Annotated in this window: 16 protein-coding genes; 12 read left to right on the forward strand and 4 right to left on the reverse strand. The window is 70.9% G+C overall.

Annotated features, from left to right (window positions below; translation table 11 throughout):
- The first annotated feature begins 45 nt into the window (after nucleotides 1-45).
- The 4 genes from ACZ4MF_RS31945 (at nucleotide 46) to ACZ4MF_RS31960 (ending at nucleotide 7,083) form a co-directional block, all read left to right on the forward strand.
- Entirely contained in the window at nucleotides 46-1,677 is a 1,632-nt protein-coding gene (locus tag ACZ4MF_RS31945; protein WP_467495619.1) for a diaminobutyrate--2-oxoglutarate transaminase family protein, read from the forward strand.
- 157 nt (nucleotides 1,678-1,834) lie between these two features.
- On the forward strand, nucleotides 1,835-3,850 hold the full coding sequence (locus ACZ4MF_RS31950) for an IucA/IucC family protein (protein WP_467495621.1): 2,016 nt from the start codon (nucleotides 1,835-1,837) through the stop codon (nucleotides 3,848-3,850).
- A gap of 92 nt (nucleotides 3,851-3,942) precedes the next feature.
- Complete coding sequence (locus ACZ4MF_RS31955) at nucleotides 3,943-4,731, forward strand: GNAT family N-acetyltransferase (protein ID WP_467495623.1); 789 nt, start codon at nucleotides 3,943-3,945, stop codon at nucleotides 4,729-4,731.
- A 351-nt stretch (nucleotides 4,732-5,082) separates the two neighbouring features.
- A complete protein-coding gene (locus tag ACZ4MF_RS31960; protein ID WP_467495625.1) occupies nucleotides 5,083-7,083 on the forward strand; it encodes an ATP-dependent DNA helicase in 2,001 nt (666 codons plus the stop codon).
- A gap of 203 nt (nucleotides 7,084-7,286) precedes the next feature.
- On the opposite strand, the gene lexA is transcribed toward ACZ4MF_RS31960, so the two are convergent.
- On the reverse strand, nucleotides 7,287-8,063 hold the full coding sequence (gene lexA, locus ACZ4MF_RS31965; protein ID WP_356021373.1) for a transcriptional repressor LexA: 777 nt from the start codon (nucleotides 8,061-8,063) through the stop codon (nucleotides 7,287-7,289).
- A 566-nt stretch (nucleotides 8,064-8,629) separates the two neighbouring features.
- On the opposite strand from lexA, the gene nrdR reads away from it, so the two are divergent.
- Both nrdR and ACZ4MF_RS31975 read left to right on the forward strand, forming a co-directional pair.
- Nucleotides 8,630-9,181 carry a transcriptional regulator NrdR gene (nrdR, locus tag ACZ4MF_RS31970; protein WP_467495627.1) on the forward strand — a complete coding sequence of 184 codons (552 nt, stop codon included), beginning with the start codon at nucleotides 8,630-8,632 and terminating at the stop codon, nucleotides 9,179-9,181.
- 165 nt (nucleotides 9,182-9,346) lie between these two features.
- Complete coding sequence (locus ACZ4MF_RS31975) at nucleotides 9,347-12,259, forward strand: vitamin B12-dependent ribonucleotide reductase (RefSeq protein WP_467495628.1); 2,913 nt, start codon at nucleotides 9,347-9,349, stop codon at nucleotides 12,257-12,259.
- Between the two features lie 65 nt (nucleotides 12,260-12,324).
- Here the strand turns inward: ACZ4MF_RS31975 and ACZ4MF_RS31980 are convergent, their stop codons facing one another.
- Nucleotides 12,325-12,897, reverse strand: a complete 573-nt coding sequence (locus tag ACZ4MF_RS31980; protein WP_467495630.1) for a TerD family protein — start codon at nucleotides 12,895-12,897, stop codon at nucleotides 12,325-12,327.
- 113 nt (nucleotides 12,898-13,010) lie between these two features.
- Between ACZ4MF_RS31980 and ACZ4MF_RS31985 the strand changes: the two genes are divergently transcribed.
- From ACZ4MF_RS31985 to ACZ4MF_RS31995, 3 genes are all read left to right on the forward strand, one after another.
- The gene (locus ACZ4MF_RS31985; protein ID WP_467495632.1) at nucleotides 13,011-13,616 is read left to right on the forward strand and encodes a YdbC family protein; all 606 of its coding nucleotides are present in this window, start codon (nucleotides 13,011-13,013) and stop codon (nucleotides 13,614-13,616) included.
- Between the two features lie 157 nt (nucleotides 13,617-13,773).
- Entirely contained in the window at nucleotides 13,774-14,433 is a 660-nt protein-coding gene (locus ACZ4MF_RS31990) for a histidine phosphatase family protein (protein WP_467495634.1), read from the forward strand.
- Nucleotides 14,434-14,445: 12 nt separating this feature from the next.
- Nucleotides 14,446-15,351, forward strand: coding sequence for an ADP-ribosylglycohydrolase family protein (locus tag ACZ4MF_RS31995; RefSeq protein ID WP_467495636.1), 906 nt, complete (start codon nucleotides 14,446-14,448; stop codon nucleotides 15,349-15,351).
- Between the two features lie 409 nt (nucleotides 15,352-15,760).
- Here ACZ4MF_RS31995 and ACZ4MF_RS32000 read toward each other — a convergent pair whose 3' ends face one another.
- Complete coding sequence (locus ACZ4MF_RS32000) at nucleotides 15,761-17,308, reverse strand: MFS transporter (protein WP_467495638.1); 1,548 nt, start codon at nucleotides 17,306-17,308, stop codon at nucleotides 15,761-15,763.
- A gap of 185 nt (nucleotides 17,309-17,493) precedes the next feature.
- Here ACZ4MF_RS32000 and ACZ4MF_RS32005 point away from each other — a divergent pair, with 185 nt between their 5' ends.
- From ACZ4MF_RS32005 to ACZ4MF_RS32015, 3 genes are all read left to right on the forward strand, one after another.
- Nucleotides 17,494-18,117, forward strand: coding sequence for a TetR/AcrR family transcriptional regulator (locus ACZ4MF_RS32005; protein WP_467495640.1), 624 nt, complete (start codon nucleotides 17,494-17,496; stop codon nucleotides 18,115-18,117).
- Between the two features lie 81 nt (nucleotides 18,118-18,198).
- The gene (locus ACZ4MF_RS32010; RefSeq protein ID WP_467495642.1) at nucleotides 18,199-18,900 is read left to right on the forward strand and encodes a ribonuclease HII; all 702 of its coding nucleotides are present in this window, start codon (nucleotides 18,199-18,201) and stop codon (nucleotides 18,898-18,900) included.
- A 68-nt stretch (nucleotides 18,901-18,968) separates the two neighbouring features.
- Nucleotides 18,969-19,601 carry a hypothetical protein gene (locus ACZ4MF_RS32015; RefSeq protein WP_467495644.1) on the forward strand — a complete coding sequence of 211 codons (633 nt, stop codon included), beginning with the start codon at nucleotides 18,969-18,971 and terminating at the stop codon, nucleotides 19,599-19,601.
- 460 nt (nucleotides 19,602-20,061) lie between these two features.
- On the opposite strand, the gene ACZ4MF_RS32020 is transcribed toward ACZ4MF_RS32015, so the two are convergent.
- Nucleotides 20,062-20,685 (reverse strand): hypothetical protein, encoded by a 624-nt coding sequence (locus tag ACZ4MF_RS32020; protein ID WP_467495646.1) that lies wholly within the window; start codon nucleotides 20,683-20,685, stop codon nucleotides 20,062-20,064.
- Between the last annotated feature and the right edge of the window lie 13 nt (nucleotides 20,686-20,698).

A 20,698-nucleotide genomic window follows, 5' to 3' on the forward strand; every position in this document is an offset into this window, starting at 1 on the left:
TCTGAACAGCGGGGAGGACAGCCAGTCGTGGCCGTTACGGAGTCGATGGCTTCAGGTGCGCACGAGGAAGCGCGTGGTGTGCACGAGGGCATCCTCAAACGCCAGTCGGCACGCGAGTCCTCGGCGCGCACCTATGCCCGGGCCCTGCCCATCGTGCCCGTCCGGGCGCGCGGGCTCACCATCGAGGGCGCCGACGGCCGCCGCTACCTGGACTGCCTCTCCGGCGCCGGTACCCTCGCCCTCGGCCACAACCACCCGGTCGTGCTGGAGGCCATCCGCAAGGTCCTCGACTCCGGTGCCCCCCTGTCCGTCCTCGACCTGGCGACCCCCGTCAAGGACGCCTTCATCACCGAGCTGTTCCGGACCCTCCCGCCCGGCCTCGCCGACCGGGCCCGCGTGCAGTTCTGCGGACCGGCCGGCACCGACGCCGTCGAGGCCGCGCTGAAACTGGTCCGGGCCGCCACCGGCCGTACCGGCATCCTCGCCTTCGCCGGCGCCTATCACGGCATGACCGCCGGCGCCCTGGCCGCCTCCGGCGGCGCCCGCGACGTCCAGGTCGCCCGCCTGCCCTACCCGCAGGACTACCGCTGCCCCTTCGGCGTCGGCGGCCCGTCCGGCGCCGAACTCGCCGCCCGCTGGACCGAGTCCCTCCTCGACGACCCCAAGTCCGGCGTACCGCTGCCCGCCGGCATGATCCTCGAACCCGTCCAGGGCGAGGGCGGGGTGATCCCCGCGCCGGACGCCTGGCTGCGCCGCATGCGGCAGATCACGGCGGACCGCTCCGTCCCGCTGATCGTGGACGAGATCCAGACCGGCGTCGGCCGCACGGGCGCCTTCTGGGCCGTCGGCCACAGCGGCATCACCCCCGACGTCATGGTCCTGTCCAAGGCCATCGGCGGCAGCCTCCCGCTGGCCGTGATCGTCTACCGCGACGACCTCGACGTCTGGGAACCCGGCGCCCACGCGGGCACCTTCCGCGGCAACCAGCTCGCCATGGCCGCGGGTACCGCCACCCTCGCCCACGTCCGCGAGAACGGCCTCGCCGCGCGGGCCGCCGACCTCGGCTCCCGCATGCTGAGCCAACTCGCCGAACTCCGCGGCCAGTTCGCCTGCGTCGGCGAGGTGCGCGGACGCGGACTGATGATCGGGGTCGAGCTGGTCCACCCGGACGGCACCGCCCCCGCGCACACCGGCCATGCCCTCACGCCGAGCGGCGATGCCCGGGTGTCCGGCGCCGACGCCCCCACACCGGGCGGTCACGTTCCCGCGCCGCCGGGCCCCGTTCCCCCGCCGGGCGGCCCCGTTCCCGGGCCCGGCGGCTGCGGTCCCGCGCAGGAACGCCACGGATCCGCCCCCGGCGACCCAGCCCCCGTGCCCGGAGGTCCGGAGCCCGTCGGCCCGGGACCGGCCCGCACCCCGTATCCCGCGGCTCCCGCACTCGCCGCGGCCGTGCAACGCGAGTGCCTCCAGCGCGGACTGATCGTCGAACTCGGCGGCCGGCACTCGGCGGTGGTCCGGCTGCTGCCTCCGCTGACGATCAGTGACGAGCAGGCGGTGGCCGTACTGGACCGCCTGGCCGACGCCGTCGCCGCGGTGGCCCGCCGACACGAGGAGTACGGCCCCCGCAGACCCTCCCGGCACGGCCGGCCCCCAGGCCCCGCCCGGCGCGTCGGCTGACCCCGCACCCGCACCGCCCGGCCGCTCCCCTCCCAGCGCCGCGAGTTCACGGCGTCACGAGACCACGCGCCTCCGAGGCGGCCGCGGGCCACCGGAGAACGGCGACCGAGCGCGCACACGAGCCCCGCACCCCTCCAGCCGGCCCCGAGGAGCCGTCATGAACGCCACCCCCACTCCCGACGGCAGCTCCGGCTCTCCCGACGACCAGGGCGACTCCGGCGCCACGCCCTCGCCCGTCCCGCTCGCCGAGTCGGTCCCGCAGCAGAAGCGGCGCATCGCGGATCTCACCCGCGTGACAGAACCCGGCGCCGACCTGCTGGAGGATCCCGACCCGCGCACCGCGGCCCAGTGCGCCGCCACGGAGAACCTCCTGCGCTGCTGGGTACGCGAGACCGACCTCGCGGCGCCCACCGGCGGCACCCTTCGCCTTCCACTCCCCGCCAGCGGCGCCTCCCTTCTCGTACCGGTCCGCTACTGGTCCCCGACGGGCTGGCACCGTTTCGGCCCGCCCCGATTCCTCCACGCACCCGAGTCCGCCCCTCCCGTCGACGCCGTCACCCTGGCCGCGCTGCTCACCCGGGAGACACCCACCACCCCGTTCGCGACACCCGGCGACCCGCCCACCAGGACGGGTGGATCGGCCTCGGGGTCCGCCGCCCCGGGCTCGGCGCCCGGCGCCCCCGCTTCCGCGGACCGCCGGGGCGACGACAGCGACCTCGTGGCCAGAGTCGCGGACTCCCTGCGCCGCACCGCGACCTTCATCCGAGACCGGCGGGAGCACCCCGCCGAGGTCCCCGACCGCTTCCTCGACGCCGAGCAGGCCCTTCTCCTCGGCCATCCCCTGCACCCGACCCCCAAGAGCCGCGAAGGCCTGACAGAGGCCGAAGTCCGGCTGTACTCACCGGAGTTGCACGGCTCCTTCCCGCTGCACTGGATGGCCGTCGCCCCCTCTCTCCTCGCAGCAGACTCGGCCTGGACCGAGCGCGGCCGCCCCGTCTCCGCCGGCCGCCTCACCCGCCGTCTCGCCGGACCCGAACTCCCCCTGCCCGACGGGTACATCGCCCTGCCGATGCACCCGTGGCAGGCTCGCGAGGTGCGCCACCGCGCGCCCGTCGCCGCCCTGCTGGACTCCGGACTCCTGCGCGACCTCGGCCCCTTCGGCGCTTCCTGGCACCCCACCTCCTCCGTGCGTACCGTCCATCGAACCGGCGCCCCCGCGATGCTCAAGCTGTCGCTGGGCCTGCGCATCACCAACTCCCGCCGCGAGAACCTGCGCAAGGAACTCCACCGCGGAGTCGAGGTGCACCGGCTGCTGCGCACCGGCCTGGCCCGGCAGTGGCAGGCGGTCCACCCCCGCTTCGACATCGTCCGAGACCCGGCCTGGCTGGGCATTGACGATCCGGACGGACGTCCCGTGCCCGGACTCGACGTGATGATCCGGCACAACCCGTTCGCCCCGGCCGACGACGTCGGCTGCGTCGCCGGACTCGTCTCGCCCCGCCCCGTCACCGAGCCCGGCGCCACCGACCCGGCGCCGGGCACCGCCAGACCGATGCGGTCCCGGCTGGCCCGGCTCGTGGCATGGCTCGCCGCGCGCACCGGCCGCCCTGCCGGAGCCGTCGCCACGGAGTGGTTCCTCCGGTACCTGGAGCAGGTCGTGCGGCCCGTGCTCTGGCTGGACGGCGAGGCCGGCATCGCCCTTGAGGCCCACCAGCAGAACACCGTGCTCCTGCTCGACGGCGACGGCTGGCCGGCCGGCGGCCGCTACCGCGACAACCAGGGCTACTACTTCCGCGAGTCCCGGCGGGCCGAACTGGAAGCCCGGATGCCCGGTATCGGCAGGCGCAGCGACACCTTCGTCTCCGACGAGGTCATCGACGAACGCTTCGTCTATTACCTCGCCGTCAACAACGTGCTGGGTCTGATCGGGGCGTTCGGCTCCCAGCGCCTCGCCGACGAGCGCCTGCTCCTCGCGGCCTTCCGCCGTTTCCTCACCGACCTCGCCTCGGGGCCCGCCGCCCTGCGTACCTCCCTGCCCCGCCGCTTGCTCGACTCATCCGTCCTGCGCTGCAAGGCCAACCTGCTGACCCGGCTGCACGGCCTGGACGAACTCGTCGGCCCGGTCGACACCCAGTCCGTCTACGTCACCCTCACCAACCCCCTTCATTCCTGAGCCGACCCGACCCGCCGAACCCGAGCACGCCGCACCGCCCGACCGCACTTCCGAGGAACATGACCCACCTCGTCTCCTGAGAGGAGCGCACCGTGCCTCCCACCGACGCGAACGCCGGCAGCAGCCCCGGCCCGGTCCATCGGGGAGCCTCCGTCCATCGGGGCCCCGACGGCCCCCGAGCGAACGGCGCGGGCAGCCGGGACGCACCGTTCGCCGGGTTCACCATCCAGGCCGACGACGAGGACGGCGAGGACACGCTGGACCTCCATCTGCCCGCCGACTTCCTCGCCCGCTTCGTCGGAGGGGCGGCCTATCTCCTCGACCAACTCCCCACGTGGGGGCCGGTCGTCACCCCCGTCGGCTCCTTCCGTCTCGTGCCCGTCCGTGTCGAGGACGACCTGCCGCTCGTGCACCGCTGGATGAACGACCCCGACATCGCCCGGTTCTGGGAGCTGGCCGGGCCCCGGAGCCGGACCGAGGAGCACCTGCGGGCCCAGCTCGACGGCGACGGACGGAGCGTGCCCTGTCTCGGTCTGCTGGACGGCACGGCGATGAGCTACTGGGAGATCTATCGGGCGGACCTGGATCCACTGGCCCGCCACTACCCGGCCCGTCCGCACGACACCGGGATCCATCTCCTCGTGGGTGGGGCCGCGGATCGGGGGAGGGGGTTGGGCTCCACGCTGCTGCGGGCCGTGGCGGACCTCGTCCTCGACCGGCGCCCGGCGTGCGCCCGCGTCGTAGCGGAACCCGATCTTCATAACGCCCCCTCCGTCGCAGCGTTCCTGAGCGCGGGCTTCCGGTTCGCGGCCGAGGTCGACCTGCCCGGCAAGCGGGCCGCCCTCATGATCCGGGACCGGGTCCTGCGTGATGTTCTGTAGCGCTGAGTGATTGCGCGGTCACAGATGGAACGTCTGTTCGGGCCGACGGGGTTCCCGCTCGACCGGAGAATTTTCGAGATAGCCGTGAAGCCCGGGAAGGCCGAGGAACACGAGGCGCCGAGGAGCCTCGCAGAACCGAGGAGCCTCGGTGGAGCGAGGAACCTCGTCAGGCCGAGGCGTCCCGCCAGGCCGAGGAACCCCGTCGGGCCGAGGCGCCCCGTCAGGTCGAGGCTTCCCGCAATCCGTGTCTGATCGCTGCCCTACCGCACCCAGGAGCCCCGCCGTGCCCCCGTCCCCCGATCCCGCTGTGATCGCCCGTTTGTCAGTGCCGGGCCGTAGGGTGGTCGGGCTATGACGAAGCCCTCCCTCCCCGAACTCCTGCATGCCGCTGTCACCGCCGTCGGCGGCACGGAGCGCCCCGGCCAGGTGACCATGGCCGAATCGGTCGCCGAGGCGATCGACGACGGATCCCACTTGCTGGTCCAGGCCGGCACTGGCACCGGAAAGTCGCTGGGCTATCTCGTGCCCGCGCTCGCGCACGGGGATCGGGTTGTCGTCGCGACGGCCACGCTCGCGCTTCAGCGGCAGCTCGTGGAGCGCGACCTGCCGCGCACGGTCGACGCCCTGCACCCGCTGCTGCGCCGCCGCCCGGAGTTCGCGATGCTGAAGGGCCGGTCGAACTACCTGTGCCTGCACCGGCTGCGCGAGGGCATGCCGCAGGACGAGGAGGAGGGTCTCTTCGACCAGTTCGAGGCCGCCGCGCCCACGAGCAAGCTGGGCCAGGACCTGCTGCGGCTGCGCGACTGGGCGGACGAGACCGAGAGCGGCGACCGGGACGATCTCACCCCGGGTGTCTCGGACCGCGCCTGGGCGCAGGTGTCGGTGTCGTCCCGGGAGTGCCTGGGTGCGACGAAGTGCGCCTACGGCGCCGAGTGCTTCGCGGAGATGGCCCGTGAGCGCGCCAAGCTCGCCGAGGTCGTGGTCACGAACCACGCCCTGCTCGCCATCGACGCCATCGAGGGCGCCCCGGTGCTGCCCCAGCACGAGGTGTTGATCGTGGACGAGGCCCATGAGCTCGTCTCCCGCGTCACCGGCGTCGCAACGGGCGAGCTCACCGCCGGCCAGGTCAACCGCGCGGTGCGCCGCGCCGCCAAGCTCGTCAACGAGAAGGCCGCCGACCAGCTCCAGACCGCCGCGGAGGGTTTCGAGCGGCTGATGGAGCTGGCCCTGCCGGGCCGTCTGGAGGAGATCCCGGAGGACCTCGGCTACGCCCTGATGGCGCTGCGGGACGCCGCCCGCACGGTCATCTCCGCGATCGGCGCGACGCGCGACAAGTCGGTCCAGGACGAGGACGCGGTCCGCAAGCAGGCGCTGGCCTCGGTGGAGACGGTGCACGACGTGGCGGAGCGCGTGCTGAACGGCTCGGAGTGGGACGTCGTCTGGTACGAGCGGCACGACCGCTTCGGGGCATCGCTGCGGATCGCCCCCATGTCCGTCTCGGGCCTGCTCCGGGAGAAGCTCTTCACGGACCGCTCCGTCGTCCTCACCTCCGCGACCCTCAAGCTGGGCGGGGACTTCAACGGGGTCGGCGCCTCCCTGGGCCTCGGCCCCGAGGGCACGCAGGGCGAGGACCTGCCGAAGTGGAAGGGCGTCGACGTCGGCTCCCCCTTCGACTACCCCAAGCAGGGCATCCTCTACGTCGCCAAACATCTGTCGCGCCCGGCGCGCGACGGCGAGCGCTCCGACATGCTCGACGAGCTGACGGAACTCATCCAGGCGGCCGGTGGCCGCACCTTGGGTCTGTTCTCGTCCATGCGGGCCGCCCAGCTCGCCGCCGAGGAGCTGCGCTCGCGGATTCCGGAGTTCCCGATTCTGCTCCAGGGCGAGGAGACCCTCGGCGAGCTGATCAAGAACTTCGCGGCCGACCCGAAGACATGCCTGTTCGGCACGCTGTCGCTCTGGCAGGGCGTCGATGTCCCGGGCCCCAGTTGTCAGCTGGTCGTCATGGACAAGATCCCGTTCCCGCGCCCTGACGACCCGCTGATGAGCGCCCGGCAGAAGGCGGTCGAGGACGCGGGCGGCAACGGCTTCATGGCGGTGGCCGCCACCCATGCGGCCCTGCTCATGGCCCAGGGAGCGGGCCGGCTCGTCCGCGCGTCGGGAGACCGCGGCGTGGTCGCCGTACTCGACCAGCGATTGGCCACCGCGCGCTACGGCGGCTATCTCAAGGCGTCACTGCCGGACTTCTGGTACACCACGGACCGGAACCAGGTGCGCAAGTCCCTCGCGGCGATCGACGCGGTGGCGAACCGGACCGAGGCGGCGCAGATGGAGTCGGCCGAGGCGTCGTAAGAGCCGGAACGTCGTAGGAGCCGTAAGAGGCGGGAGTGGATCGCGGGGGTAGCCAGACCGGCGCCGGTCTGGCTACCCCCGCGATCCCGAGGCGCCGGAGCCACCCCGGAGCGCGCGGACACAGCAGGGCCCCGGAACCGGCGCAGGGGTTCCGGGGCCCGGTCAGGGAGCGAACCGGCCGAGAGGCCTGTCCGCCGCAGACGTCACACGCGTCGCAGCACCGCGACGACCTTGCCCAGGATGGTCGCGTCGTCGCCGGGGATCGGCTCGTAGGCCGCGTTGTGCGGGAGGAGCCAGACGTGGCCGTCCTCGCGCTTGAAGCGCTTGACGGTGGCCTCGCCCTCAAGCATGGCCGCCACGATGTCGCCGTTCTCGGCGACGGGCTGACGGCGCACCGTGACCCAGTCGCCGTCACAGATCGCGGCCTCGATCATGGAGTCGCCGACGACCTTGAGAACGAACAGCTCACCGTCACCGACGAGCTGGCGGGGGAGCGGGAAGACGTCCTCGACGGACTCCTCCGCGAGGATGGGCCCACCGGCGGCGATACGGCCGACCAGCGGGACGTACGACGCGGCGGGCTTGCCGGCGGTGTCCGTGGGCTGCACCGTCATGGCCTGGTCGGAGCCGCGGACCTCGTACGCGCGGGGGCGGTGGGGGTCGCGGCGCAGGAAGCCCTTGCGCTCGAGCGCCATCAGCTGATGTGCGACGGACGAGGTGCTGGAGAGACCGACGGCCTGACCGATCTCGCGCATCGACGGCGGATAGCCGCGGCGCTGCACGGAATCCCGGATGACTTCGATCACGCGGCGTTGCCGATCCGTGAGCCCGGAACTGTCCGCCCGGATTCCTGGAGGTCGGCCAGGCAAGGAGCGCTTGTGCTCGGGATTCGTGGCTTCGTTCATGGCGTGTACTGGCTCGACTCGGCCCTGGGAGCGGTCCTGGGCGGTGATGATGGCGCTGTCTGCGGTGGTGGTCACGGCGGCCCCTCTCGATGGTCTCCCTGCTGGACAACGGTAGTTGCTTTCGAAAGGTTGCGCCAAACACACGTTCGAGTGAAAAAGTGCGATTCGCGTGACGTGATCATGTGTCTGGGTGTATCGCTGACGCGCTACCTGTCGGGCAAAAGCGCCCATTGTTGTACTCTTCACCGCCGGGGTCGCCGACCTCGTGGATCGTGTCCTCAGTCTGCCATCCGGAACCCGGCCGCCCGGGTTCCGGGCTCCTTCTGCTCCGGAGTCCCACGCGTCCTCCGTGCGGCGCCCACGGTATCTCCGTAAGTGCCGCGACGGGTGCGGTTGCGCGTGCGCGTGTCCCCGGGCGTGCCGCCGATGCCGGTGTGACCGGCCGTTCCGTCGCGACACGCGTCTCTGCCTCGATGAATGGGCTGATCCCCACATCTAGTGGTTGGATGGCTACAGCAGCCCACAAGTTGTGGTCCCCCGGGACCGAGACGGCTCTGCGATCGCCTATGCTTAGGGCTGCTTCGCGGGGCCCATGGGGTTCGGCGAGGTTGTTGAGTCTGCTGTGAGGAGGGTTGGAGATCATGCACTGCCCCTTCTGCAGGCACCCCGACAGCCGTGTGGTCGACAGTCGTACGACCGACGACGGCACGTCGATCCGCAGGCGCCGCCAGTGCCCCGACTGCTCCCGTCGTTTCACGACCGTGGAGACGTGCTCGCTCATGGTGGTCAAGCGATCCGGAGTCACCGAGCCTTTCAGTCGTACCAAGGTCATCAACGGTGTGCGCAAGGCATGCCAGGGACGGCCTGTCACCGAGGACGCGCTCGCCCAGCTCGGCCAACGGGTCGAGGAAGCGGTGCGGGCCACCGGAAGCGCCGAGCTGACCACCCACGACGTGGGGCTGGCCATACTCGGCCCGTTGCAGGAGCTCGACCTCGTCGCCTATCTGCGATTCGCCTCCGTCTACCGGGCGTTCGACTCGCTCGAGGACTTCGAGGCCGCCATCGCGGAGCTGAGGGAGGCGACGCGAGGCCCCGCCGCGGGCGACGGCGACGCGGGAGCGGGGAGCCAGGAGGACGATCGCGGGCCCGGCGGGACCACTCAGGTCCCCGAGCCCGCCCGCGCCGCCGACTGACCGGCGGGCCGGGAACCGGGAGGAGACCCGGATTCCGGCCGGGAGGCGGCGATCCAAGACCTGTTGCGGGTGGCAGCTGAGGGTGCCCGCAACACAAGACAGAACACCGTGCCACGGGAACAAACGGGGCACTTCAGGGCGTTTTTGCCCGTACAGGGAGGCGGCATGACAGAGACGGCGAGCGGTCCGGCGCGAGGTTCCCGAGCCAAGGGCGGCAAGGCGGGAACCAAGGGACTGCACATCGAGCGCATCCACAGCACCCCCGGAGTACACCCGTACGACGAGGTCGAGTGGGTGAGCCGTGACGTCGTCATGACCAACTGGCGCGACGGCTCGGTCAACTTCGAGCAGCGTGGCGTCGAGTTCCCCGACTTCTGGTCGGTGAACGCGGTCAACATCGTCACCAGCAAGTACTTCCGCGGTGCCGTGGGCACCCCGCAGCGCGAGGTCAGCCTGAAGCAGCTGATCGACCGCATCGTGAAGACGTACCGGAAGGCCGGCGAGGACCACAAGTACTTCGCCTCGCCCGCCGACGCCGAGATCTTCGAGCACGAGCTGGCGTACGCCCTCCTGCACCAGATCTTCAGCTTCAACAGCCCCGTCTGGTTCAACGTGGGCACCCCGCAGCCCCAGCAGGTCTCCGCCTGCTTCATCCTGTCCGTCGACGACTCCATGGAGTCGATCCTCGACTGGTACAAGGAAGAGGGCATGATCTTCAAGGGCGGCTCCGGCGCCGGCCTGAACCTCTCCCGTATCCGCTCCTCCAAGGAGCTGCTCTCCTCCGGCGGCAACGCCTCCGGCCCGGTCTCCTTCATGCGCGGCGCCGACGCCTCCGCCGGCACCATCAAGTCCGGTGGCGCCACCCGCCGCGCCGCGAAGATGGTCGTGCTCGACGTCGACCACCCCGACATCGAGGACTTCATCGAGACCAAGGTCAAGGAAGAGGAGAAGATCCGCGTCCTGCGCGACGCGGGCTTCGACATGGACCTGGGTGGCGACGACATCGCCTCCGTCCAGTACCAGAACGCCAACAACTCGGTCCGTGTGAACGACGAGTTCATGAAGGCGGTCGAGGACGGCGGGAACTTCGGCCTGCGCGCCCGCATGACCGGCGAGGTCATCGAGGAGGTCGACGCCAAGGCGCTCTTCCGCAAGATCGCCGAGGCTGCCTGGGCCTGCGCCGACCCCGGCATCCAGTACGACGACACCATCAACACCTGGCACACCTGCCCCGAGTCCGGCCGGATCACCGCGTCGAACCCGTGCAGCGAGTACATGCACCTGGACAACACGTCCTGCAACCTCGCCTCGCTGAACCTGATGAAGTTCCTGAAGGACGACGGCAAGGGCGAGCAGTCCTTCGACGTCGAGCGCTTCGCCAAGGTCGTCGAGCTGGTCATCACCGCGATGGACATCTCGATCTGCTTCGCGGACTTCCCGACCCAGAAGATCGGCGAGAACACCCGCGCGTTCCGCCAGCTGGGCATCGGCTACGCCAACCTCGGCGCCCTGCTGATGGCCACCGGCCACGCCTACGACTCCGACGGCGGCCGCGCCCTGGCCGGCGCGATCACCTCGCTGATGACGGGTACGGCCTACCGCCGCTCCGCCGAACTGGCCGCGGTCGTCGGCGCGTACGACGGCTACGCCCGCAACGCCGACGCCCACAAGCGCGTCATGGCGCAGCACGCCGACGCCAACACCAAGGCCGTCCGCATGGACGACCTGGACACCCCGGTGTGGGCCGCGGCCACGGAGGCGTGGCAGGACGTGGTGCGTCTTGGCGAGAAGAACGGTTTCCGCAACTCCCAGGCGTCCGTGCTCGCCCCGACCGGCACCATCGGTCTCGCGATGTCCTGCGACACCACCGGCGTCGAGCCCGACCTCGCCCTGGTCAAGTTCAAGAAGCTCGTCGGCGGCGGCTCGATGCAGATCGTCAACGGCACTGTCCCGCAGGCCCTGCGCCGCCTGGGCTACCAGGAGGAGCAGATCGAGGCGATCGTCGCCCACATCGCCGAGAACGGCAACGTGATCGACGCCCCCGGTCTGAAGCAGACGCACTACGAGGTCTTCGACTGCGCCATGGGCGAGCGCGCCATCTCCCCGATGGGCCACGTCCGCATGATGGCCGCGATCCAGCCGTGGATCTCCGGCGCCATCTCCAAGACGGTGAACATGCCGGAGACGGCGACCGTCGAGGAGGTCGAGGAGATCTACTACGAGGCCTGGAAGCTGGGCGTCAAGGCGCTCGCGATCTACCGCGACAACTGCAAGGTCGGCCAGCCGCTCTCCGCCAAGAAGAAGGACGACAAGGACGCCGAGAAGGCGGAGATCGCCGAGAAGACCGAGGACACGATCCGTACCGCGGTCGAGAAGGTGGTCGAGTACCGCCCGGTCCGCAAGCGCCTCCCGAAGGGCCGTCCCGGCATCACCACGTCCTTCACCGTCGGCGGCGCCGAGGGCTACATGACCGCCAACTCCTACCCGGACGACGGTCTCGGCGAGGTCTTCCTGAAGATGTCGAAGCAGGGCTCGACCCTCGCGGGCATGATGGACGCGTTCTCCATCGCGGTTTCCGTCGGCCTCCAGTACGGCGTGCCGCTGGAGACGTACGTCTCGAAGTTCACCAACATGCGCTTCGAGCCGGCCGGCATGACCGACGACCCCGACGTGCGGATGGCGCAGTCGATCGTCGACTACATCTTCCGCCGCCTGGCGCTGGACTTCCTGCCCTTCGAGACCCGCTCCGCGCTCGGCATCCACTCCGCCGAGGAGCGCCAGCGGCACCTGGAGACCGGTTCCTACGAGCAGTCCATCGAAGACGACGAGGTCGACGTCGAGGGCCTGGCCCAGTCGGCGCCGCGCGCCCAGGAGCTGAAGGCCGTGGCCGCGCCGCGTGCCGAGGTCGAGGCGGCCAAGCCCGCCCCGAAGCAGGCGCACACCAGCGCCGAGCTGGTGGAGATGCAGCTGGGCATCCAGGCCGACGCCCCGCTCTGCTTCTCCTGCGGCACGAAGATGCAGCGGGCCGGCTCCTGCTACATCTGCGAGGGCTGCGGCTCGACCAGCGGCTGCAGCTGATGACATGCGGTAGGTGAAGTAAGGGGCGCCGGCCATTGCCGGCGCCCCTTACTCATCACCGTGCGTCAGGGCTGGTGCGCCCTGCCCATGACGTGGGTGAACGTCGCAGGGTCCTCCTGGAAGCCGTGCACGCCGGGGCGGAAGGTCCAGTGTCCGGAGCCGTCCCGTACGAACTCCGCGATCGTGGCCGCCGTGGCCCCGGGAACCGCGCCGAAGTCGTCCTGGGCGAGCACGGTGTAGCCCTCCCGGACGCGCATGGCCGGATTGAGCACATCGGCGAACGCCCTGTGTCCGGGCTGCTGTTGGATGACCACGCCGACCACCACGCGCGCGTACCGGTCGGCCAGCCGGTCCAGTTCGAGCGTCATGACCTCGTCCCAGCCGAAGCCCTTGCCGTCGAGGCTGTCCCGGTTGAGGAAGATCGTGCCGTCGGGTGACCGGCTGTCGAAGTGCACCAGATAGGCCGGTTCTCCGTGCGGGTCGTCCACGGTGAACGTCGCGGCGATGATGTCGAGATCGGTGGGCGGCAGACCCGCCGGGCTCGGGTCCCACTGGAGCGCGACCTCGACCTTGCTGATTCCCTTGCTGAAGCCGGACAACTGGCTTCCCCTTCCCCCTGTGACTGCTCCGGTCCCCAACTCACCAGGAGCCAGGGCTCTTTGCCCATCGTGCCACGCGCGCGGAGCATATGCGCGAGCGATCTGCGCCGGAGCGTGACCGGCGCCACGTCCGCTGGCCTTACGATGGCGCGGTGCTGGTCAAGTGGATTCGCTGCACCGTGGTGGACCGCCGCGGTTTCGAGCGGGGGCAGCGGAAATGGGCGGGGCTTCCGGGGGAGCCGGGATTTCGGGGACAGGGCGGCGGCTGGAGCCGGCACCGGCCGGGTGTCGCGCACATCTTCGCCTTCTGGGAGAGCCGCGCCTTCTACGACTCCTTCATGGCCCGCTCGCACGACCGCCTGGCCTCCGCCCAGGCCGGCACGTTCAAGGACGCCCAGGTCAAGCTCTTCGAGTACCGCTTCGACGTGAAGACGGGCTTCGAGCCGCGGTTCACCGACACCGATCTGATCCGGGTGGCCCTGTGCCAGGTCCACGAGGAGCGGGTGGAGCACTTCACGCTCATGCAGGAGAAGGTCTGGAACCCCGCCATGGCCGGTTCACCCGGCATGATCCGCGGCATGTTCGGCGAGGCGCCCGAGCAGGAGTTCCTGGTCCTGTCGATGTGGCGGTCCGCGGCCGAGCACGGCAAGTACCGCACCGAGCGCGTCGAGCGCCTCGCCCTGCGCGCCCAGACCGAGGCGGACATCGCGGCGCTCTCCGGCGACATCGTGGAGCTGGAACCGTCCTGGACGGTCTGAGCGCCGCGGCGCCGGCTTCACCGCAGAGATCGGTCGGGTTCGGTTTGAATAGCAAACTCACCCCTTGAGGGGTCCCGGACGCCGATATCGTGTGACCTTCGCCGTATGGAGCCCGTACGAGTCCTCGACTCACCCTCACTCGATCTAGGGTTTCGGCATGGTACGACCACGGCGCATCGTCCTTGTCCGGCACGGCGAGTCAACGGGCAACGTCGACGACTCCGTGTACGAGCGTGAGCCCGACCACGCGCTCGCCCTCACCGAGCGCGGCCAGCGGCAGGCCGAGGCGACCGGAAAGGAACTGCGGGAGCTCTTCGGCAGGGAACGCGTGAGCGTGTACGTCTCCCCGTACCGCCGCACGCACGAGACGCTCCGCGCCTTCCACCTCGACCCTGACCTCATACGCGTCCGGGAGGAGCCACGCCTGCGCGAACAGGACTGGGGCAACTGGCAGGACCGCGACGACGTACGCCTCCAGAAGGCCTACCGGGACGCCTACGGCCACTTCTTCTTCCGCTTCCCGCAGGGGGAGTCCGGCGCCGATGTGTACGACCGGGTCGGTGGCTTCCTGGAGAGTCTGTACCGCAGCTTCGAGGACCCCGACCATCCCCCGAACGTGCTCCTCGTGACGCACGGGCTCGCGATGCGGCTGTTCTGCATGCGCTGGTTCCACTGGACCGTCGCGGAATTCGAGTCGCTGTCGAACCCCGGGAACGCGGAGATGCGGATGCTCGTTCTGGGGAACGACGGCAAGTACGCGCTCGACCGGCCCTTCGAGCGCTGGCGCAAGCCGCTGCCGTACTGGGTGAACGGATAGAGTGGCAGAGCGATGACCGCTGACTCCTCTTCTGCCGGGCGACTGGAGCGCGCCCTGGCGAGCCTGCGCGGACTGGCCGTGGGAGACGCCCTGGGCTCCCAGTTCTTCGTCCCCGCGCGCTATCCGCTGCTGAAGCGGCGCGAGCTGCCGCCGGGGCCCTGGCGATGGACCGACGACACCGAGATGGCCTGTTCCGTGGTCGCCGTCCTCGGCGCCCATCGGCGCATCGACCAGGACGCGCTGGCCCGCTCCTTCGCCGAGCACCACGACGTCGACCGGGGCTACGGCCCCGCGGTCAACCGCCTGCTGCGCCTCGTGCGGGAGGGCGGGGACTGGCGTGAACTGGCGGCCGGGCTCTTCGACGGACGGGGGTCCTGGGGCAACGGCGCGGCAATGCGGATCGCCCCGCTCGGCGCCTGGTACGCGGACGACCCGGAGCAGGCGACCCACCAGGCGGAGATCTCGGCCTACCCCACCCACCAGCACCGCGAGGCCGTGGTCGGCGCCATGGCCGTGGCAGCCGCGGCCGCGCTGGCCGGCTCGCCGGACGGGCCCCCGAGCCCCGAGGCGCTGCTCGACGGCGTCGTCGCCCTGGTGCCGAAGAGCGCGGTCGGCCAGGGATTGCGACGCGCCCGGGACATGCTCGACTATGCCGACGCGGGCACCGTCGCGGCGGTGCTGGGCTGCGGACGCCGTACGACGGCCCACGACACCGTCCCCTTCGCGCTCTGGTCCGCAGCGCGCTGCCTCGGGGACTACGGGACGGCGTTCTGGACGACCGCCCAGGCGGGCGGTGACGTGGACACGACCTGCGCGATCGTGGGAGGCGTACTCGCCTCCGGCAAGGCAGGGACACCGCCCGCCGCGTGGGCGGAGCGGGTCGAGGCGCTGCCGGACTGGGTGCCGACGGGGCTCTGACGCTCGCGAGGGCCGCTTCCCGGGCCCTGCGAGCCGGTTGCCGGGATGCTCACGGCCGAGGGACGGTTGCTGACTGCCGACCCCCCCCGAGTGTGGATCTCTTGAGCGACGCGAGACGAGGGCGAAAACTCTCTGTGTCCGTCGGGAACTCTCCGTGATGGTTGCCCGTTCTTCCCGTATCCGCCGTGCACCGCGCCCTTGGGAGCCGGTCCGGCGGGGAGTCGGAGAGTGCGGGACGGAGGGGCGTGAGATGGCGTTCATGTCGTGGGGGCCGGTGCTCGTGCTGGTCGTCGTCCTGGCCCTTGTGCGGATGCCGGCCGCCGCCGCACGGCCGGCCGGACCGCCGTCTGTGCCGTCAGTCCACGGACGGCGGGTCGGCCGGGCGTGGCTCCGCGCGGCCCTGAGGGAGTCAGCCCATCCCCGGGCCGGCCGTGCCGGAGAGGGACTCGAGATCGCTCTTGCGGACCTTGAGCACCAGCCAGGCGGTGAGGAACGCCAGCATGGCGATCGCGGCGGCCGGTACGAAGGCCAAGGAGATGCCATGGGCAAGCACGTCGTGCCCCCAGGGCGCGGGCAGTTGGTGCGTCTTGGCGAACTGCGCCTTCTGCTCCGGCGAGCTGTTGGCGAGGAACGTGGGCAGCTGCTTCTTCGCCTCGTCCTTGCTTGCCGAGCCGAAGACGGTCGTCAGGATGGACAGCCCGAGCGAGCCACCCACCTGCTGCATCGCGTTGAGCAGCCCGGATGCCGCACCCGCCTCGTGCTGGGCCACGCCCGACACCGCCGTCACGGTGGCCGTCACGAAGTTCAGCCCCATGCCGAAGCCGAACACCAGCATCGGTCCGAGCACTCCGCCGAGGTACGAGCTGTCCGGCCGGATGAACGTCTGCCAGACCAGTCCGACCGTCACGAGTGCCGAGCCGACCGCCATGAACGGCTTCGGGCCGAACTTCGGCAGCAGGGCCTGCGACGCGCCCGCGCTGATCGCGATCGCGACGGTCACGGGCAGGAAGGCCAGACCGGCCTTGATGGCGCTGTAGCCGAGGACGTCCTGCACGAACAGCACGATGTAGAAGAACATGCCGAACATCGCCGCGGACAGGCTGAGCATGATCGCGTACGTGCCCCAGCGGTTGCGGTCCGCGAACATCCGCAGCGGGGTGATCGGCTCCTTCGCCCGTGTCTCGGTGAGGACGAAGGCGAGCAGCAGCACCACGGCCGCGGCGAACGAGCCGAGGGTGAGCTTGTCGCGCCAGCCGTTCTCCGCGGCACGGATGAAGCCGTACACCAACGAGGCCATGCCCACCGTCGAGGTCAGCGCGCCGGTGATGTCGAAGCGCCCTGGGTGCCGTGCCGACTCGCTGATGTACAGCGGCGCGAGCGCCGCGATCAGCACGCCGATCGGCACGTTGACGAACAGCACCCACCGCCAGTCCAGCCAGTCGGTGAGCATGCCGCCCGCGAGCAGGCCGATGGCACCGCCGCCGGCGGAGACGGCGGCGAACACACCGAAGGCCCGGTTGCGTTCCGGGCCTTCGGGGAAGGTCGTGGTGATCAGCGCCAGCGACGTGGGCGAGGCTATCGCGCCGCCCACGCCCTGAAGGGCCCGCGCGGCCAGCAGCTGCCAGGGTTCCTGGGCGAGACCGCCCAGCAGCGAGGCGAAGGTGAAGAGCAGGATGCCGGTCATGAAAACCCGGCGGCGGCCGAGGACGTCACCGGCCCGCGCACCGAGCAGCAGCAGACCGCCGAACGTGAGCGTGTAGGCGCTGACCACCCAAGTCAGGTCGGTGGTGCTGAATTTGAGCGCGTCTTGAATGTGCGGGAGCGCGATGTTCACAATCGTCGCGTCGAGTACCACCATGAGTTGGCAGGCCGCGATGACGGCGAGCGCGATGCCGGGATGCCCCTCCCGGCGGGCCACGCCCGGTTTTGGATCCTGGAGCAGCTGAGAGGTCGTCACTATGGGTCCCCCACGAAGGAATTAGTGAACGCTCGCGTTCACTTTCGCCTCCACGGTAGTGAGTCCCCAAGAGTGAACGCAAGCGTTCACTTAATCGGGCGTGCCGCCCCGCGTCCCCCTGTTGCTGCGGTGCGGCACACCCCTCCCCCGAACCCCCGCTTCCCTTGCACGTTGGAGAGACACAGATGGATACCTCGCGCTGGACGGCCGATCCTGCCCGGGCGGCTTCCCCTCGTCGGCGCGGCGTGGTCCTGGAGCGCGCGATCATGGATGCCGCTCTGGAACAGCTCGGCGCGGTCGGCTGGAAGGGCCTGACCATGGAGGGCGTCGCGGCCGGCGCTCAGACCGGCAAGGCCGCCGTGTACCGCCGCTGGACCTCCAAGGAGGACCTCGTCGCGGATGCGCTGGTGGCCGGACTGCCTCGGGTGGAGATCGCACCGGACCTCGGAAGCGTGCGCGAGGATCTGCTCAGTCTGTGCCGGGAGGTGCGGGAGATCATGTACTCGCCTCCTGGCGTCGCCTTGCGCGCGGTCATTCACGAGTGCGACGACGTTCAGGCGGAGCGCTTTCAAGACGTGATCGTCGGCGGGGTCATCGAACCGACCGTCACCTTGCTCCGTGAGGTCATCACCCGTGGAATAGGGCGGGGAGAGGTTCGCTCGGATGCGGCCAACAGCTATGTCTTCGACGCCGTCCCGGCCATGATGATGTACCGGTCGAAGGTGTGCGCCAGCGAATGGAGCGACCATGATCTCGAAGAGATGATCGACCAGTTGATGCTCCCGCTGCTGCGGCCGCACGGGGTTTGATCCCGCGCCCCGGTGGTCTCTGTGGTGCCCGGGCGACCAGGGTGTCGCACGGCGATCGCGTCGGCGTAGGCTAGGGGCGCCATGCCGTACGAACCACCCACTCACACTGTCGAGCGCTCCCTGCGCGCCACGACTGGAGCGAAGGTCATCGCCGGTGTCGACGAGGTGGGGCGCGGAGCCTGGGCCGGACCGGTCACCGTCTGCGCGGCGGTCACCGGACTGCGTCGCCCGCCCGAGGGCCTGACCGACTCCAAGCTGCTGAGCGTCAAGCGTCGTACGGAATTGGCCGAGATCTTGCGGACATGGGTGGCCGCCTATGCCCTGGGGCATGCTTCCTGCGAGGAGATCGACGGCCTGGGGATGACGGCCGCGCTGCGGCTCGCCGCGGTCCGTGCCCTGGACGCTCTGCCGGTCCACCCCGACGCCGTCATCCTCGACGGGAAGCACGACTACCTCGGCGCCCCCTGGCAGGTGCGTACGGTGATCAAGGGCGATCGCTCGTGCGTGGCCGTCGCCGCGGCGTCGGTGATCGCCAAGGTTCAGCGCGACAAAATGATGGCCGAACTGGGTCTCGACCATGCAGACTTCGGATTTGCGGACAACGCCGGGTATCCGTCGCCCGTGCACAAGGCCGCACTGGAGGAGTGGGGGCCCACCCCGCACCACCGCTTGTCGTGGGCGTATCTTGATGCGTTGCCTCAGTGGCGGCACCTCAAGAAGGCCCGCAGCTGGGCGGACGGAAGCGTTCCGGAAATCGAGGGTCAGCTCGGCTTCGATTTCTGACGGTTCCGATCGCACTGATGTGCCACCCGGTCACCCGTACCGCACCAACGTTTGATAAATATCAGCTCATGCCTCTCATTCCCGAGGAGCCTCAGATTCACGAGAGTGCCCAGGGTCCCCGCGCTACTCCGGCCAGCGGCCGTACCGCGCCGACCCCTCGCCCCGTACCCGGCCCCCGTCCCGCGGCTCCGTCCCGCCCCGGTCGTCCCGGCCCCCCGCGGCCCGCGCCGCCGGTGCAGCGCACGCCGCGTGATGTGGCTCCGGCCAAGCCGAGCCCGTCCGGGCCGGCCGCTCCCGCCGCTTCGGCGACCACCCCGCAGATCCAGCTGATCCCGGCCTCGGTCGAAGGCGCGCTCGACGCCGCCGACGAGGCGGTGGACCTGCTCCTGGACTCGGGCCGTGCCCCCGGTGACGTGCTCGTGATCACCACCGGTGCCCAGCACCCGTGGGCGGAGCACGAGCTGTCCTTCGGCGAAGCCGCCTACTGGGCGCAGCACGACGCCGGTGACGACGTCTTCTACACGGATGTCACCAGCGCCACCCGTGCCGCGTCCCGCCCCGTGGTGGTGGTGGCCGTCAACGGAGGTCCCGCCTCCTCCGCCTCCTCCGTCCTTCCGCTGGCCCACGCGCGGGCCGGTGCCCTGCTGATCGTCTGCGGCGACCCGCAGCAGATCAACGCGGTGCTGGGCGCCGGCGTCTGAGCCACGCCCGGCGCCTCGGGGTACCGGAGTCACGCTGGAGCTGCTCCGGCGGAAATCGCACGGAGTCGCTTTTGGCATGCCCGGACGCCGGGCGGCCACCGCGTTCGCGAGGGCGGCCTCCCGGCCGGCCTCGGCGGCGAAGCGGTGACCGCCGGGCGGTGGTGGGGCGTGTCCATCACCGCGGTGCGGTGCACGGTCGCCGAGCCGTCGGCGCCCGGGGAGCATCCGTGTCCAGGGCGCACCCCGGATACCGTACGGCCGCTCGGCGCATCCCGGACGTCATAGGGCCATCGGGCACGGCGTGAGCGGCGGCCGGCCTGTCCTCCGCGTCCCTCGCTGCCTGTGCGGCCCAGCCGTTGAACGGGCGGCTCGGGCTCGGCCTGCCCCCTGGCCCAGGCGTTCGGCGCGGGCGCGGGGCATCCGGCCGGGTGTACGGCTCGGTCGCCCGGCGCCCGAACCGTCAGCGGGCTGCCGCGCGGCGCAGGACCTCGGAGACCGGTCCGCCGGTGCGAGGCGCGAGCGGCGGGGCCTCCGACAGGGCGCCGAAGGGCTCCGGCGCCGAGTCGGCGTTGGGGCGGCGACCACCGCGCCCCTCGCCGAGCACCTGCCAGCCGTCGTGGGTCAGCGTGATGTACGCCCCGCAGCGCAGGCCGTGCAGCGTGCAGGCGTCGCGCAGACCCCACATCCAGGCGCCGTCCTCCTCCGTCCAGCGCGCGTCTCCCTCACGGCAGTAGAGCAGTACGGCCGTGCGCACAGGGGTGCGGCGTCTCAGGTCGTGGGGAATGACCCGGCGCAACTGGGCGAGCAGTGCGTTGCGGAACATCCAGCCGTCGGCCGCGGTCGGATGGCGCGTGAACGACGCGCTGGCGCACAGCCGTTCCTCGGGATCCAGCACTGCCACGATCGCCGTGGACGGTTTGGGGCGGTGGCGGGCGTGCAGCCCGCTGACGACCTCGCGAGGGTCGCGCAGCAGCGGGATTCCGGCGGAAGCCCATTCGGCCGGCTCGAGCAGGCGACTGGCGGAAGCGGCGGACGCGGACGTCGACAACGAGGCCGCCGAGGACGAGGCGAATCCGAAGGTCACGTTCTTCCCTTCG

This window comes from Streptomyces sp. NPDC025793 (assembly GCF_055558375.1).

Bases quoted from the DNA above. Each gene is read 5' to 3' on its own strand.
- ACZ4MF_RS31945 (WP_467495619.1), top strand. From the start codon at position 46: ATGGCTTCAGGTGCGCACGAGGAAGCGCGTGGTGTGCACGAGGGCATC.
- ACZ4MF_RS31950 (WP_467495621.1), top strand. From the start codon at position 1,835: ATGAACGCCACCCCCACTCCCGACGGCAGCTCCGGCTCTCCCGACGAC.
- ACZ4MF_RS31960 (WP_467495625.1), top strand. From the start codon at position 5,083: ATGACGAAGCCCTCCCTCCCCGAACTCCTGCATGCCGCTGTCACCGCC.
- nrdR (WP_467495627.1), top strand. From the start codon at position 8,630: ATGCACTGCCCCTTCTGCAGGCACCCCGACAGCCGTGTGGTCGACAGT.
- ACZ4MF_RS31975 (WP_467495628.1), top strand. From the start codon at position 9,347: ATGACAGAGACGGCGAGCGGTCCGGCGCGAGGTTCCCGAGCCAAGGGC.
- ACZ4MF_RS31990 (WP_467495634.1), top strand. From the start codon at position 13,774: ATGGTACGACCACGGCGCATCGTCCTTGTCCGGCACGGCGAGTCAACG.
- ACZ4MF_RS31995 (WP_467495636.1), top strand. From the start codon at position 14,446: ATGACCGCTGACTCCTCTTCTGCCGGGCGACTGGAGCGCGCCCTGGCG.
- ACZ4MF_RS32005 (WP_467495640.1), top strand. From the start codon at position 17,494: ATGGATACCTCGCGCTGGACGGCCGATCCTGCCCGGGCGGCTTCCCCT.
- ACZ4MF_RS32010 (WP_467495642.1), top strand. From the start codon at position 18,199: ATGCCGTACGAACCACCCACTCACACTGTCGAGCGCTCCCTGCGCGCC.
- ACZ4MF_RS32015 (WP_467495644.1), top strand. From the start codon at position 18,969: ATGCCTCTCATTCCCGAGGAGCCTCAGATTCACGAGAGTGCCCAGGGT.